This window comes from Falsibacillus albus (genome assembly GCF_003668575.1).
Lineage (GTDB): Bacteria > Bacillota > Bacilli > Bacillales > DSM-25281 > Falsibacillus > Falsibacillus albus.
Genome location: NZ_RCVZ01000008.1, coordinates 126898 through 141706, shown reverse-complemented (window position 1 = coordinate 141706; position 14809 = coordinate 126898). Strand labels below are relative to the sequence as shown.

The 14809-nt window shown below is 45.4% G+C and carries 11 protein-coding genes; 5 read left to right on the top strand and 6 right to left on the bottom strand.

All coding sequences use genetic code 11. The features are described 5' to 3' along the window. Positions 1–7 precede the first annotated feature (7 nt). Both D9X91_RS12795 and D9X91_RS12790 read right to left on the bottom strand, forming a co-directional pair. Positions 8–1702 carry a polysaccharide deacetylase family protein gene (locus D9X91_RS12795; protein WP_121681022.1) on the bottom strand — a complete coding sequence of 565 codons (1695 nt, stop codon included), beginning with the start codon at positions 1700–1702 and terminating at the stop codon, positions 8–10. A gap of 186 nt (positions 1703–1888) precedes the next feature. Next, positions 1889–4720: a carbohydrate binding domain-containing protein gene (locus D9X91_RS12790; RefSeq protein ID WP_121681021.1), complete on the bottom strand. Its 2832-nt coding sequence runs from the start codon at positions 4718–4720 to the stop codon at positions 1889–1891. A 257-nt stretch (positions 4721–4977) separates the two neighbouring features. On the opposite strand from D9X91_RS12790, the gene D9X91_RS12785 reads away from it, so the two are divergent. From D9X91_RS12785 to D9X91_RS12765, 5 genes are all read left to right on the top strand, one after another. Further along, positions 4978–6219, top strand: coding sequence for an Nramp family divalent metal transporter (locus D9X91_RS12785; protein WP_121681020.1), 1242 nt, complete (start codon positions 4978–4980; stop codon positions 6217–6219). A 235-nt stretch (positions 6220–6454) separates the two neighbouring features. After that, positions 6455–7471, top strand: a complete 1017-nt coding sequence (locus D9X91_RS12780; protein ID WP_121681019.1) for an NAD-dependent epimerase/dehydratase family protein — start codon at positions 6455–6457, stop codon at positions 7469–7471. A gap of 1 nt (position 7472) precedes the next feature. Further along, on the top strand, positions 7473–8525 hold the full coding sequence (locus D9X91_RS12775) for a dihydrodipicolinate synthase family protein (protein WP_199738107.1): 1053 nt from the start codon (positions 7473–7475) through the stop codon (positions 8523–8525). A gap of 58 nt (positions 8526–8583) precedes the next feature. Next, the gene (locus D9X91_RS12770) at positions 8584–9921 is read left to right on the top strand and encodes a GGDEF domain-containing protein (protein ID WP_121681018.1); all 1338 of its coding nucleotides are present in this window, start codon (positions 8584–8586) and stop codon (positions 9919–9921) included. Then, positions 9922–10797 carry a Gfo/Idh/MocA family protein gene (locus tag D9X91_RS12765; protein WP_121681017.1) on the top strand — a complete coding sequence of 292 codons (876 nt, stop codon included), beginning with the start codon at positions 9922–9924 and terminating at the stop codon, positions 10795–10797. A 542-nt stretch (positions 10798–11339) separates the two neighbouring features. Here the strand turns inward: D9X91_RS12765 and D9X91_RS12755 are convergent. Genes D9X91_RS12755 through D9X91_RS12740 form a run of 4 tightly spaced genes read right to left on the bottom strand, consistent with a single transcriptional unit; the run spans position 11340 to position 14695 of the window. Continuing rightward, the gene (locus D9X91_RS12755) at positions 11340–12671 is read right to left on the bottom strand and encodes a 6-phospho-beta-glucosidase (protein ID WP_121681015.1); all 1332 of its coding nucleotides are present in this window, start codon (positions 12669–12671) and stop codon (positions 11340–11342) included. Further along, positions 12668–12994 (bottom strand): PTS lactose/cellobiose transporter subunit IIA, encoded by a 327-nt coding sequence (locus D9X91_RS12750; protein ID WP_121681014.1) that lies wholly within the window; start codon positions 12992–12994, stop codon positions 12668–12670. Before D9X91_RS12750 ends, D9X91_RS12755 begins: the two co-directional genes overlap by 4 nt. A 20-nt stretch (positions 12995–13014) precedes the next feature. Continuing rightward, positions 13015–14376 carry a PTS cellobiose transporter subunit IIC gene (celB, locus tag D9X91_RS12745; RefSeq protein WP_267900814.1) on the bottom strand — a complete coding sequence of 454 codons (1362 nt, stop codon included), beginning with the start codon at positions 14374–14376 and terminating at the stop codon, positions 13015–13017. A 1-nt stretch (position 14377) separates the two neighbouring features. Further along, positions 14378–14695 carry a PTS sugar transporter subunit IIB gene (locus tag D9X91_RS12740; RefSeq protein ID WP_121681013.1) on the bottom strand — a complete coding sequence of 106 codons (318 nt, stop codon included), beginning with the start codon at positions 14693–14695 and terminating at the stop codon, positions 14378–14380. Positions 14696–14809: the final 114 nt, after the last annotated feature.

The following is a 14809-nucleotide window of genomic DNA, read 5'->3' as shown; positions in this document are numbered from 1 at the left end:
TTCCTTTTCACACGATATTGGATAAACTCCTAACCTTTCGGCAGCGGAAGCCAAATCTATTCACGATCTCATCATCACTTTCCTCCATCGTACTTTCCGGCAGCGGAACTAGAACAGCAAAATCCTCGCGTTTAACCTTGCTGTCCACTTCAATTTCCCCTAATAGACCTTTAATCGAAACTTTCCTCCTATCCCGCTCCCATTGATTGATCTGCGAGCTGGTCCAGAATGTAAACCCCTGTTCCTTGGCCGTACGGATCAGCTGTGTGATCGCCTCTCTTACCTTAGGCTGGTTGTAAAGGTGATATTGGTGGAAGAGAAAATGGGCAACTCCATTTACTTTCTTCACCCCGTCCAGAAAAGGCTCGATGATACTGGAATCTGATAATGCATGATGATTCAAATCCTGGGTAAGAAAGCCAATTTCCAGTACATTATAAGATCGATTCTTTTTGTCAGCCCAGGCTGCCGGGAAATAGGGATGGCATGTGCCAAATAAGAACCCTACATTCCCCTTCTTGCTTGGCCCCCTTGTCTGGTCCACCTGAATGCCATGGTTCTCACACCACCCAAACAGCTCCCCCCAACCTTCAAAAAGGGTATAATGATTTTTATTTGATACAATCTGGTTCGATCCAGCAATATTCTGCACCCACTTCAGCTGTTCGGAAAAAGCTTCCTTTGACCACACTCCATCGTCTTGGTCCAAGGCATTATAATGCATGGCAATTTCATGACCATCACTTTTAATATTTTCATAGATATATGGACTGTATCCCGGCGCAATCATACACCAGGTCGATTGCACATTTTCCCTTTTCAATGTGTCCAGCGTGATCAGCGCAGATTCATCGACATTCAAATCGCTGTCGTGCGAAATCATCGCCATATGCTTAATGTCTGCCGGCCAATAATCCAGAAATGGAACAGTCAGTCCTTTTTCAGCTGCACAGGAAAAAAGATGCTCAATGATCGCCTCTTTCCACAAGTCGGCATATGGATGCGGGAAGTACGGCATCCCTGTTTCCGTCACAGATCTGTCAAGTTCCCAATCCAATTCAAATCCATCGTCTGCCTTCAACAGACCCTCATCCAGATTTGCTGTTCCATCCGGCGCAGGGATACCGTCTTCCGTAACAGGTTTCGTCCCTTGCTGCAGCCCTACAATGGTTTCAGGTACTCTAACCGACCAGCGTTGGATCGAGCCATTTCCATATGTAATTTTCTGAAGGGCAAACGCAGAAGGCACTTCGGTATCTTTATTTGTGCTGCTTATTGTACCCTGTTGAACGATGGTCCAAGAATTATCCCCTGCACTCCACGAGTCTGCTGCGAGATAACGAAGCGGCGGCATTTTCTGTGATAAAACGTCTGATAAAAAAGCATATCCGATTTGCCCGATTTGTCTGGAGGAAAAACAAAGGGCATCCTTTATACATTCCAGCCCCCCATAGGAGATGAGCATTCCGCCTGAGCTGACATAGTCCAGAAGCTTCTCTCCATTTTCAGGTCGCTCCCCGCACAAAACGGAAATGACCACATCATAGGACTTTGAAAGGTCTTCGAAACCAATTTTTTCATAAGGGATCCTAAGATGGTCCATCACCTCGAATAAAAAGACTTCAAATACATTTTGATTTGATGACCACCTTTTTTGTGCTTCTTTCTGATCAAAAAGAAGTCCTAATTTGGCCATTTTCATGAAATTAACACCAACCTCTTGTATACATGTATATAACATGTATATTATTTTACTTAATATTATTATAACTTCCGTTTATTTTCAATGAATTGTTAGATAATTAAAAAATATTAAACTCTATTCGAAGATCTTCTCTATTAAAAAAAGCCCGGGAATTAGATATTAATCCCCAGGCAACCCAAAATATTATTTATTTCCACCTTTGTTGTTCACCCAAATAGGAATAGGCTGCGTCTCTACGGACACCCCGTTCAATTTTACAATGGCCCATACTTTTGCGTGGCCGCTCTTTAATGCAGTGAGGACACCATTTTCTACAGAAAGGATTTTCGGCTTATCAACTTTGTACTCTATCGTTGCTCCCGATAAATCAAATGTGCTTCTATTCTTCTCCAAAATCGCTTTCATTTTCAACGGAACGGAACTGCCGGCTTTCAGCTTTTGATCTCCGATAAGGAGCTCAGCACCCGTCATCTTCACCAGCAGCGATGGATCGGTATATTTATATAGTTTGATGCCGCTGGATAAATAAAACGAACCATAATCATCCTGTGCCATGAAATCCACATTCCCTGCAAGAAACTCATAATCTCCTGTTTCAGGTTCAAATTTAAAGAACTTCCTTCCGATGATGCCATACAGGTTACCATCAGTACCGACCTCAAGAGATGCATCACGCCAGTTGTTGGATGTATTCGGATCCAATTCATTGGTGGAAACGACTTGATCGGTTTCTGGATCAAAACTGAATAAGACTCCATCAGCCATTCCCCAAATATTTCCGTCCGCACCAACCGTCAACGCCGTTATCGCTTTCTTTCCGCCCACAGGAATGAATTCTTCCGTCTTTTCCCTCTTTTCAACATCCCAGACAAACATCTTTGCTTCAGAGGTGGTCGGAACGGAACCCTGTCCTCCGGCTATCGTCGTCCCACCATATACCTTTCCGTCCTTATAAACCAATGAAACGACACTTTGATCCGGCATTAAATTCCAGTGAACGTCAGGATCTTTCCCTGTGCCAGGCTCGTAGATCGTAAACGCCCCGCCCAAGTTCCCGTTCTTTGGTACAGTGCCGATAAACAATTGGTTATAATCCTCTACCCCGAGCATCGCAAATGGGCGGTCCTGCGGTGTATACCCAGGGATTTCGGCATTATTTTCAAGGCTGAACAATAAATTAGGGTTCAGCGCGTCGGAATCCGTCCTGTTCCACTCCTCGAACGGATCAAATTCATAAATTTTCGCATGGGGATAGAGACCTAAATACATTTTGCCATTGAGATTAGCCATTCCTTCACTTTGTCCGATACCGTCGAAGCGAATATTTTCGCCTGTTGTCGGCACATAAGCGCCCATGTTTCCTGGAAGGTAGCCAGTACTGTAAATTTTTCCGTCCGGCCCCTTCGCTACATCATGGATTTGGACCGGCTCTGAAGGCAGATCCAGATCCGTCAGCTTCAGGTTGCCCGTTTCCAGATTATATTTGTACATCTTGCCCCCGTTTCCAGAAAGGCCCACGAGAGAATAGCCAGGGAAGCCTTCTTCATTCAGTTGAAGGAACTTGTAACTGATGGCGCTCCCCTTTATATCCACATCCAATGATTTGAACGTATTTGTATCCAGGTCATATTCGTATAAAATCCCATAGTGCGTATAGTAGATTTTGTTGGCAACCGGCGACTTCCCTGAAACACCGCGGGATGATTCAGGAATATCGAATGTTTTCTCTCCTGTATCACCATTGGTCGCCTCGACCAATTGATTTGTATCCGTATCCATGACAAACATTTCATAAGCGGATTCCTTCTGAGCAAACAATTTCCCTTCCACTAAATCAAGGTCATAAACGGAGATGATATCACTGAACTGCGCCGGCAGGATATTACGCTTTTCACCTGTAGCAACATCATATTCAATTAAGTGAGCCTGGCTTCCAACCCCTGCATAAACTTTATTATTCTTTTCATCATAGACTGTACTCCTTACCCAATTCTGCCCCTCAGCCATCCTGCCGAAGTCCGTGAATGCATTGGAAGCAGGGTCGTATTCGTACACGGATCCTGAACCGTATGTCCCTCCGAAAATCTTCCCATCGCTCGCTGTATCCATCGGATAAAGGACCGCATCCGTCGACTTCACCGGATAGCCCAAGTTCACAAGCTCATCTGATTTAGGAAGATAGCGGTAGAGGTAGCCTTTATTGTATCCGCCTAAATAGACAGTCCCATCAGCAGCGACTTTGACCCCCCAAGCTCCTGAAGTGTCTTCAAGCGGATAGCTCTTTATCAATTTTTCCGTCTCGACATCAACGATGGCAAATTTGGCCGGGGCACCTGCCACAACGGTGTATAAAACATCACGCCCGTTTGCATCCTTCCCAATGTCCCCAAGCATGACTGTCGTTTTAGAAGCTTGTATGCCCAAATCCTCGCCAACTTGGTCAATCGGCATAATCGGCTTGATTTCTGTGAATGAAGCATCATCAAAATAAAAAGTACCTTTATTTGCTTTCCCCGAATAAAATAAAATCGCCGCATATGCAGCATCAGCAGGTGCTGTCTCCGATACACTGATATCCGTCCAATCAGGTACCGGACCAGGAACAGCAGTGTTCATCCCCGTGATATAACTTCCATTTTTATCAAAAAACCTGATATAGATTTCCCCTGATCCCCCGGTGCTCTTCATTTTTGCCGACGCTACATACTCCCAGCCAGGGTTTACAGGAACATTGTCGCTGATGATGCCATAATTTGTACTGCCGGCATCATTTATTCTCAGACTATGTTCCCCTGATGAATGCTCTTGGTCTGTGATAACAATCCCCCCAGTCCCAAAATCCTGCGTCCACCCGGGAATTTTCCCATTGACCTCACTCTCTTCAAAGCCTGCATTTGCCAAAGAAATCTGGTGATCATTCCCTTTTGCCAACGCTTTATGTATCAATCCTGGATGCACAAGCTGAAAAATCAATACACTGCACAATAAAACAATAAACCGAGTAATCTTTTTCATTTTTTCCTCCCTTATCAGACTGGATTTAAAAAATAAAATACATGTATATAACTTGTATTCAATCATAAAGGTATTATTAATTGACAGAAAAATCAATAAATTTATGATGTTTCAGAAAAAACAGGACTTTTGGCTGATAAAACACCAAAATGTTTATTTAAAGACATATTAAAGACATTGTCTTCAATTGAATGCCAATTTAACATGGAAATATAAGTAATCTGAATTTACTGAAATTATTAAAGGGGGAATGAATGATGGAATCTGGAATTAATCAAAGTCCTGCAACCAGCCAAGAAGTACAGGTCAAGAAGAGTTTTCTCAGCCAATTAGGCCCTGCGTTGATTACATCGGCATTGGTGCTCGGTCCTGGCAGTTTGACGCTGTCATCCAAGATTGGCGCCATTTATGGGATGCAGTTGATATGGATCTTGGTCATTGTGGTCTTTTTCATGATGATGTACACCGAAATGAGCACACGAATCGGGATGGCTTCTAAAGAGTCCTTTATTCAAGTCATGAAAACGAAATGGGGAAAGCCCGCTTCCCTGCTAATCGGTCTCGGCGCCTTTCTCGTCACAGCATCCTTCCAGGCAGGCAATGCGTTAGGTTCAGGGTTGGCTGTATCGGCCATCACTGGATCTTCCCCGACTTTTTGGATTTTGGCCATTACAATTCTGGGAATGGGACTTGTCTTCGCAAAAAACTTTTACAACATCTTAGAGAAATTAATGCTTGGTCTTGTAATGATCATGCTGGTATCGTTCGTCATTACTTTGATTTTAACCAAACCTTCCTTGACTGATGTTCTTTCCGGCTTCGCACCTGCCATCCCTGATGGTTCACTTCCTCTCATCATCGCCCTGACTGCCACGAGTTTTTCAATTGTAGGCGCTGTTTATCAATCTTACTTGATTCAGGAAAAAGGCTGGACACTGCAGCAAAATCACTCCAGCGTCAAAGAGACTTATTGGGGAATATTCATTCTTGGATTTATCTCAATGATGATCATGATTTGTGCAGCTGCCATTCTTAAGCCAAAGGGAATCGTCGTTAATTCTGTTTCTGAAATGGGGATGGCCCTTGAGCCACTCTACGGAAACTGGGCAACAATCGTATTTATGGTCGGACTGTTCGGTGCATCCTTCTCCTCCCAGGTCGGAAATGCCACGATAGGTGGATCGATGCTTGCTGATGGGCTGGGGCTTGGAAGCAAATTATCCTCCAAATCCGTGAAAGGACTCATATTATTAGTAATGGCATTTGGTTCGCTAATCGGAATCATATTTGGCGGCGCCCCGATCAATATGATCATCTTCGCCCAAGCAATCACCATCGTCATTGTCCCATTCATCGCGATTGCCATCTTGGTAGTGGCCAATGACGAAAAAATCATGGGTTCTTTAAAGAATACACTTTGGAAAAATATAGTTGGCACCGCGGGGCTGATCGTCCTGATTTTGCTGGCCGTCAACAACATCATCAATATCTTTTTTTAATAAGAACTTTCACTTGTTTACAAATGTTTTCTTTGTAAAGTTTGTTCCTATCCATCATGAGTGTGGAATGGTGACTTCTACGTAAGGATGCTAGCTTCCAGAAGGGCGGGGGGTGATCACTTCGGAGTCTCATACCTTTCGCACCAATCCACACACAAAGGATTCATTTGAAAAATTGTTAATAACATCAATTTTTATTGATCACATTCTTTTTATAATCTGGGAGGTATTTGATATGAAAACAATAGAAGAAGTAGAAGAAATGATGACCATTCCCTCAAATGAGCTAATCAAGGATCTTTGCAGCCTGGATGGAGATATCCTGATTCTCGGTGTTGGCGGAAAAATGGGTCCTACCCTTGCCAAAATGGCGGTGCGTGCCCTGAGAAAAGGGAACTCAGCAAAAAAAGTGATTGGCGTATCTCGATTTTCTTCCGGTCCATTAAAGGAAGAACTGGAGGCATCAGGTGTCGAAACAATCGCTGCAGACTTAATGGATGATCAGCAGCTTCAAAATCTTCCTGATGTAAAAAACGTGATTTATATGGCGGGCAATAAATTTGGAACGAACGGCAATGAACACTACACATGGGCGATGAATGCCTACTTGCCCGGACGTGTGGCAGATAAATTCAAAAACTCCCGAATAGTCGCATTCTCTACAGGGAATGTATATCCGCTTGTTCCTGTTGCACAATCAGGTTGCGATGAGGAACATCCGGTCAATCCAATCGGCGAGTATGCTCAGTCATGTCTTGGCAGGGAACGGATCTTCACGAACTTCTCCCATCGGAATGAGACACCGGTAACCATTTTCAGACTCAACTATGCCATTGATATGCGCTATGGGGTCCTCCTGGAAATCGCCCGTCAGATTTATCAGGAAAAACCCATTGATTTAACGATGGGCCATGTGAATGTCATTTGGCAAGGCGATGCGAATGAATATGCACTCCGATCATTACAGATTGCCGACAGCCCTCCAGCCATTCTGAACGCGACAGGTCCAGAAACCATTTCAGTCAGATGGCTTGCCGAACAATTCGGTAAGGCATTCAATAAAGAAGTATCCTTTACCAATGAAGAACAGCCGACCGCATTATTGAACAATTCCGCTAAAGCCCACCAGCTATTCGGGTATCCAAAAGTATCATTGAATCAAATGATTTCCTGGATAGCGGAGTGGGTCATGGAAGGTGGTTATGTGTTAAACAAGCCCACCCACTTCCAAGAGCGGCAAGGAGCGTTTTAACATGCTGAAACAAGACATTAAACGATTGCTATTCGAAGGGACTGTCATTCCGGCGCACCCGTTGGCATTAAACGAAGACCGGAGTTTGGATGAAGAAGGACAGAGGAGACTGACGAATTATTATATGGACGCAGGCGCCGGTGGAATCGCAGTCGGCGTCCACACCACACAATTCGAGATCCGGGACCCCGAATTCAATCTTTACGAAAGGGTTTTGCGTCTTGCTGTAGAAGAAGTAAACAGGAAAAAGTCGACCAGGCCGTTTATTAAAGTAGCAGGAATTTGCGGCAGGAATGACCAGGCGGTAGAAGAAGCCCAGATTGCCAAGGGACTGGGCTATGACATTGGGCTTTTGAGCAACGGCGGCTTAGCCGGATGGACTGAAGACGAATTGCTGGAACGGACGCGTAAAGTAGCCGAAGTCATCCCTGTTTTCGGATTTTATCTGCAGCCTTCAGTCGGCGGCAGAGTATTCTCTTATGAATTTTGGAAAGAATTTGCCGAGATCGAAAACGTCCATGCCATCAAAATGGCGCCTTTCAACAGATATCAGACATTGGATGTCGCGAGGGCTGTCTGCCACTCTTCGCGCTGTGATGAAATCGCCCTTTATACAGGCAATGATGATAATATCGTCAATGATTTGCTGACCACCTATCAATTCAATGTAAACGGGAAATCCGTAAAAAAGCAGATCGTCGGAGGACTTCTTGGCCACTGGGCGGTCTGGACGAAAAAAGCAGTGGAGCTTCTGGATGAAATAAAGGCGGTAAGGGATAAGGAAGAAATACCATCCGCCCTTCTTACATTAGGCCAATCTGTCACAGACTCAAACGCCGCCTTTTTCGATTCTGCCAATGGCTTTAGAGGATGCATCGCCGGAATCAATGAAGTGTTGGCAAGACAAGGGCTGCTGAAAGGAAACTGGTGTCTGCTTGAGAAAGAAAAGCTAAGTTCAGGGCAGGCAAGTGAAATCGATCGTGTATATGGGGATTATCCACAATTAAACGACGATGCTTTTGTCAGACAACTCCTAGTCGAATCCGGCCAGTAGCGTTATTTTGAACACTTTCCTAACGGAGAGTGTTCAGCTTTTTAAAGGAGGGAAAATAATGCTGAACCAAATACAAATCGGGATCATCGGCCCTGAGTACTTATATGAAAAAATTAATCATAGCTTGAAGATGTTCCCTAATTTCCAGCCTACTTACCGATTATCAAACCATCTTTTTGATGCTCCTTTATTCACAAAAGAATTATCCGAGAAAGTCGATGTTCTGTTATATTCAGGCTGGTCGCCTTACTCGCTGTCGAAGAAGGAAATCCCCCCCCATATTCCCGCACATTTCATCCCTTTAAAAGGATCCGGATTTTACCGGACATTATACGGCTTAAAGAAAATCCAGCCTGATATCAAGGGGATTTCCATTGATATTTTGCCGGCTCAAGATGTTAAGCGTGCATTAAGGGAATTAGATGAGGATATTTCCGTTTCCTATTATGAGGGCTCCAATGATCTTGAAAAAATACAGGATATGATTGACTTCCATAAGAAATCATTTGCGCTGCAGACCAATGCTGCAATCACTGGACTGAAAGTCGTCGCAGATGAGCTTACAAAGCTAGAGATTCCTAATCAATGGGTGGTGCCGACAGAAGAAGATATCATCGTGACCTTGGAGCGCGCCCTGCTCTCCACAGAAAAAAGGCGGAATCGCGAGTCTCAGATCGTTTTTGGCCTGATCCAATTCGACGGCTACTATGAACTCGTCCATCAGATGGCTTCTGAACATCTCATCCAGCGGCAGAACCTTCGCTTGAACCGACTCATCCTGGACTATGTCGAGCAGCTCGAGGGCCACTTAACCTCCCTTAGCGGGAATGAATTTATGTTCATCACCACAAGGGGTGTATTTGAACGGGTGACCCAGGGATATAAATGGATTCCGCTCATCGCTGAAGCAAAGAAACAATTAAAACTGAACATATCGATGGGAGTCGGGTTTGGTTTATCCGCCAATGAAGCAGGCACCCATGCCCGCCATGCCTTGATGCAGGCCATGGATTTCGGCGGCGAATGCTGTTTCATCGTCAAAGAAGACCGCAGTGTTTTCGGACCTGTGGAACAGTCTGCACCGATGATCTATCCATTACATATCACAGACGAGTCATTGCTGAAAAAAGCCGAACAGGCAGGAATGTCCGCGACTTATCAGCAGAAGCTCCTCTCTCTAATCAGAAGGAAAAGAGACAGTCAATTCACCGCCCATGAATTGGCAGAAACATTGGGAATAACAGCCCGCAGTGCACACCGGATCATTCTTAAGTGGCTGGATGCCAATCTCATCTCCATCATCGGGATGGAGAAAATATCGACAAGGGGAAGACCGCGTCAAGTTTATGAGCTCATCGATAAAACTCTGTTAACGAATTTATCAGGAGGGAAATAAATGAAACCTCTAAAGATCGGTATGATTGGACTTGATACCTCTCACTGCATCGAATTTACGAAATTATTAAATAACCCAAGCCTTCCTTACCATGTACCAGGGGGACAAATTACATCTGCCTACCCTTTCTTTTCAGAAGACCTGCCTATCAGCAAAGAACGTGTTTCCGGCTATACCGACACGCTGGAAAAAGAATTCAATATCACAATCACGGAATCTATCAAAGGAACAGCAAAAATGAGCGATGCCATCCTCTTAACGGCCGTTGATGGGAGGAAGCACGTGGACCTATTCAAAGAGCTGCTGCCCTATCAACTGCCCGTCTTCATCGATAAGCCGATGACGCTCTCTGTCAACGATGCGAAAGAACTTTTTGCACTAGCAGAGGCACACAAGGTCCCAGCCATGAGCACCTCCTCCCTTCGCTATGCCGAATCATTGTCAGCGCTGATCGAAAAATACAAAGAAGACATCACGAGCATCTATATCAACGGCCCCCTGCCTATGCAGGAGCATATGCCAGGCTACTTCTGGTACGGGATCCATATGATCGAAATGGCGGTTGCAGCGCTGGGAACAGGCATAAAAAATGTATCCGTCACCGCGAACAACCTGCATGAAATCGTGATCGCCGAATGGCAAGACGGCAGGCATGCCATCATAAAAGGCGACCCCGAATGGCACCCCCGTTTCGGAGCGGTGGTTCATACAAAAACAGAATCCTATCACGCAGACATAACCAAGGACCACAAACCATTCTATGCCAGCCTCTTAGAGAAAATCATGGAATTCTTTCATACGAAAACAAGCCCCATACCGAAAGAAGAAACGATCGAAGTGATCAGAATGATCGAGATGATTAATCAAGTGAGATGACAGGTACCATCCAATTCCTGGATGGTGCCTGTCACCTTTTTCTTTTCTCGTGATGGAGAAACCCTGAGAGTTGATAGATAAAATCCAAATAGTGATGGAAAAACCCAGAAACTTGATGGAAAAAATTCAAAAAGTGATGGAGAAATCCCAAAGTATGATGGAGAAATGAGAAATAGTGATGGATACACTGTGAATCCGCGCTATCGAGATCCTGGTCTACCACTAATTCCCCTCGGATCTAATCAACTGGATTTCAATAATCCCAAATTAGAAGAAAAAGCTCTTATAGAAAACATTTTCGGGCTACCTATTCTTATTAGGACTGCAAAACAAAGAATACCCCACACTCTTCGACAATGATCACAGACTGATTTGTTCTCAAACCGAGTTCTCCCTTAATTTCCCACTCAATTAATCAATCGTTTGATCAAGGACTCCATTTGTCAATTTCCAAGGAAATAGCTCGAATGGCGGCGGTTAACAGCAAGACGAAAAACACCGTCCAAATAAAGCTGGACGGTGTTTTCTTACTAAACTAAATTTCAATTAACTTTTCTATGAAACTGAGGCAAATACTCCTTATGCGCCTCCAGCATTTCGTCCAAAATGACTTTAGCCAGCGTGTCTGATGGTACTAGTGGATTGATGGTCATGGCGACCAGGGCTGTTTGATAGTCGCCGGTTGTGGCCGCTTCGGCGGTGAGCCGTTCGAAAGATTTGATCTGTTGGACAAGCCCCCTGACCGATACGGGCAGGTCGCCGATGGCAATCGGTTTGGGACCATCTTTGGTGATGATGCAGTTGATCTCGACAGCAGAATCCCTTGGCAGACTGGATATCGCCCCGTTATTTTTTGTGTTTACCGTTTGCACGTCACCTCTATTGTTGTAGATCGAGTCAATCAGACTGCAAGCAGCATCGCTGTAATACGCTCCGCCCCGCTTCTCGAGTTGAGGCGGCTTCACATCGAGGGACACGTTTTGATATTCCTTGAACAATTCTTCTTCAATCTGCTTGACCACTTCTGCGCGCACACCTTTCTCCTTTGACGCTTTCATTTCTTCTTCAAGCATTTTGGAGGTTTGGTAATAATACCGGTGATACGGGCAAGGAAAAATCCCAAGTCCCTTTAAAAACTCCGGCTCCCACGGAATATCCTCAATATTTTTTACCGACATGCCTGACTCTTCGCCCCCGCTTTTCATTTCGATGAGATCTTTCGTAATGTTTTCGCCTTTTCGATAGACGTTGAGTCCGAAGACCATATGATTCAGCCCCGCGAAATCAATCTGGATATCTTCGGGACTTTCCCCTAAAAAGGAGGCAATTTTCATTTTCATCCCGATCGGAATATTACACAGCCCGATGACTTTTTTAAAATGGCTGTACCGCAACACAGCCTCCGTGACGATTCCGGCGGGGTTCGTAAAGTTGATCAGCCAGGCATCCGGGCAGAGTCGTTCCATCTCTTCTGCGATTTGCAGGATGACTGGGATGGTCCGCAGCGCTTTGAATAATCCCCCCGGTCCATTGGTTTCCTGTCCGATCACCCCGTATTTCAATGGGATACGCTCATCCTTGGCACGTGCTTCCAGGAAGCCGACCCGGAATTGGGTGGTGACAAAATCGGCGCCTTTTAACGCTTCCTCGCGATTCAATGTCAAATGAATCTCCAATTGCACCCCTGCTTTTTTGACCATCCGTTTGGCCAAGTCGCCTATGATCTTTAACTTTCCGGCCCCTTCTTCGATATCCACCAGCCATAGCTCTTTTACAGGGAGGTCCTCATACCGCTTGATGAATCCTTCGATCAATTCCGGTGTGTAACTGGATCCCCCGCCGATGGTGACAATCTTCAAGCCTGCCCCGCTCATTCCATCGCCCCCTTCGCCTGGAACCTTTCGTACATCTCGACCATCTCACTTGCCAAATCTTTAACCGTCATCGCATTCATAAGATGATCCTGGGCGTGGATCAAAAGCAGGGATAATGGCTGCTCATTTCCATTCACTTCCTGGCGAATCAATTCGCTTTGGATATGGTGAGCCTCTATCAACTCGGATGCCGCCTGGTCAAGCAGCTCCCTTGCTTCCGTAAACCTTCCCATCTTCGCTTCACCTATGGCCTCCATGGCAAAGCTTTTTCCGTTGCCGCCCTTTAGAATGATCCTGAACGAGTTTTCCTCCATCGATAGCATAATTTCTCCTTCCTCCTTATCTAGATGTCCAGTGTATTGGTCTTGACAGCCGGCTCAGCAGTTTTTTCAGAACTCAGCTCCTCTTCCATCTTTTTCTTATCCCATGCCCTGAAAAATGGATAATAAATCAACATGGCAACAACGACATTCACGGCTTGCAGGACCATTCCGGAAATCTTTCCGCCTGTTGCTAAATAACCGCTGACCAGAACTGGTGAAGTCCACGGGACCAACACGCCATTCGGTTTGGCGACCCAGCCCCAATCCATCGCAAAATACGTGATGACAACCGAGACGAGCGGCGCGAGAATGAATGGAATCAACAACGTCGGATTCATGACGATCGGTGTGCCAAAGACAACCGGTTCACTGATATTGAACAAACTTGCCCCGAAGGCAAGCTTCCCGAGCTGTTTCATCTGCTTGCTCCTAGCCCGGATCAGCATGAGCAGGACAAGCGCCAAGGTCACCCCGGTCCCGCCGATATTCAGCCACAGGTCGATGAATTGCTGTGTGACGACATGAGGCAATTCTGCATTGGGATTCGCCTGGAATACTTTTCGGTTCTCGTCCATCAATTGAAGCCAGATTGGGGCCATGACCGAGCCGACGATCGCATCGCCATGCAGCCCCATCGACCAGAGGAGCATCATCAAAAAGACGGCGATCAGCGTGCCCCAGAGACTTCCTCCCAAATAAGACAACGGTGTGGCCAGTAGATCTTTGACGATGGCGTGGATGCTTTCAAACGGCGTCAGTTCGATGAGCAGCCTTAAGACCCATACCGTGATGATGACAGCCAGTGCAGGGACCAACGCAGTAAAGGACCGGGCCACAGCGGGCGGAACACCATCCGGCATTTTGATGACAACGTTCTTTTGAATGATCTTCCTGAAAATTTCGGTTGATAAAATAGCTAAGATAATGGCTACGAACATCCCTTGACTCCCCATCAATGCTTGCGGAATCGCCCCGCCGACCTCAACAGCTTTGCCAGCTCCTTCCGGGGTAAAAGAAACATGAAAAGGAGTTGCCAGCATGAAGGCCGAAACGGAAATCACGCCTGCAGAAACCGGGTCGACCTTATATTTTTCAGCCAAACGGTAGGCTACGCCAAAACTCACAAACAGGGCCAGTAAATCAAACGTTGCCCCTACTGGATAAAGGAGCTTATCGAGCCAACTTGGTCCAAAAATACCTGCCATGAAATCGTTGTAGCCATTGATCGGCAGGAATCCGATGATCAAGAAAAAAGAACCGATGATCAATAAGGGCAGGGCTAAAATGATTCCGTCCCGAATGGCTTGCAGGTGGCGCTGTTCCGAAATCCTCCCGGCAATCGGCATCAATTTTACATCGAGGAAATTTTGCAGTTTATTCACTTTAAGCACCCTTTCCATCAAGGATTTTGAAAGAAGCTTCAAGAATATTCCTTGCGTTCATCATCCCGTAATCACTCGGATTGATCATTTCCACCGGGATGCCTTTTTCATTGCCGAGCTCTTTTAGTTTAGGAAGCTTGTACCTGATTTGCGGCCCGACCAAAACAATATCGGCAGAATCGATATGCGCATTGATTTCATCCACAGACACCGCCCATATTTTCCCCTCATGCCCCATGCTTGCCGCTTCTTTCTCCATTTTTTGAACGAGTAAACTGGTGGACATCCCCGCTGCACAGACTAATAAGATATTCCTCATTTTTCATTTTTCCCTCCCCTTTCTTTGTTTACAAATATCTAGCAAGATTCATGCCAAGTATATGATCCTGGATAAACAAAGGGTTGAAAGGACACTGTGTCCTCTTTTGACTAC

Bases quoted from the DNA above. Each gene is read 5' to 3' on its own strand.
- D9X91_RS12795 (WP_121681022.1), bottom strand. From the start codon at position 1,702: ATGAAAATGGCCAAATTAGGACTTCTTTTTGATCAGAAAGAAGCACAA.
- D9X91_RS12790 (WP_121681021.1), bottom strand. From the start codon at position 4,720: ATGAAAAAGATTACTCGGTTTATTGTTTTATTGTGCAGTGTATTGATT.
- D9X91_RS12785 (WP_121681020.1), top strand. From the start codon at position 4,978: ATGGAATCTGGAATTAATCAAAGTCCTGCAACCAGCCAAGAAGTACAG.
- D9X91_RS12780 (WP_121681019.1), top strand. From the start codon at position 6,455: ATGAAAACAATAGAAGAAGTAGAAGAAATGATGACCATTCCCTCAAAT.
- D9X91_RS12775 (WP_199738107.1), top strand. From the start codon at position 7,473: ATGCTGAAACAAGACATTAAACGATTGCTATTCGAAGGGACTGTCATT.
- D9X91_RS12770 (WP_121681018.1), top strand. From the start codon at position 8,584: ATGCTGAACCAAATACAAATCGGGATCATCGGCCCTGAGTACTTATAT.
- D9X91_RS12765 (WP_121681017.1), top strand. From the start codon at position 9,922: ATGAAACCTCTAAAGATCGGTATGATTGGACTTGATACCTCTCACTGC.
- D9X91_RS12755 (WP_121681015.1), bottom strand. From the start codon at position 12,671: ATGAGCGGGGCAGGCTTGAAGATTGTCACCATCGGCGGGGGATCCAGT.
- D9X91_RS12750 (WP_121681014.1), bottom strand. From the start codon at position 12,994: ATGCTATCGATGGAGGAAAACTCGTTCAGGATCATTCTAAAGGGCGGC.
- D9X91_RS12740 (WP_121681013.1), bottom strand. From the start codon at position 14,695: ATGAGGAATATCTTATTAGTCTGTGCAGCGGGGATGTCCACCAGTTTA.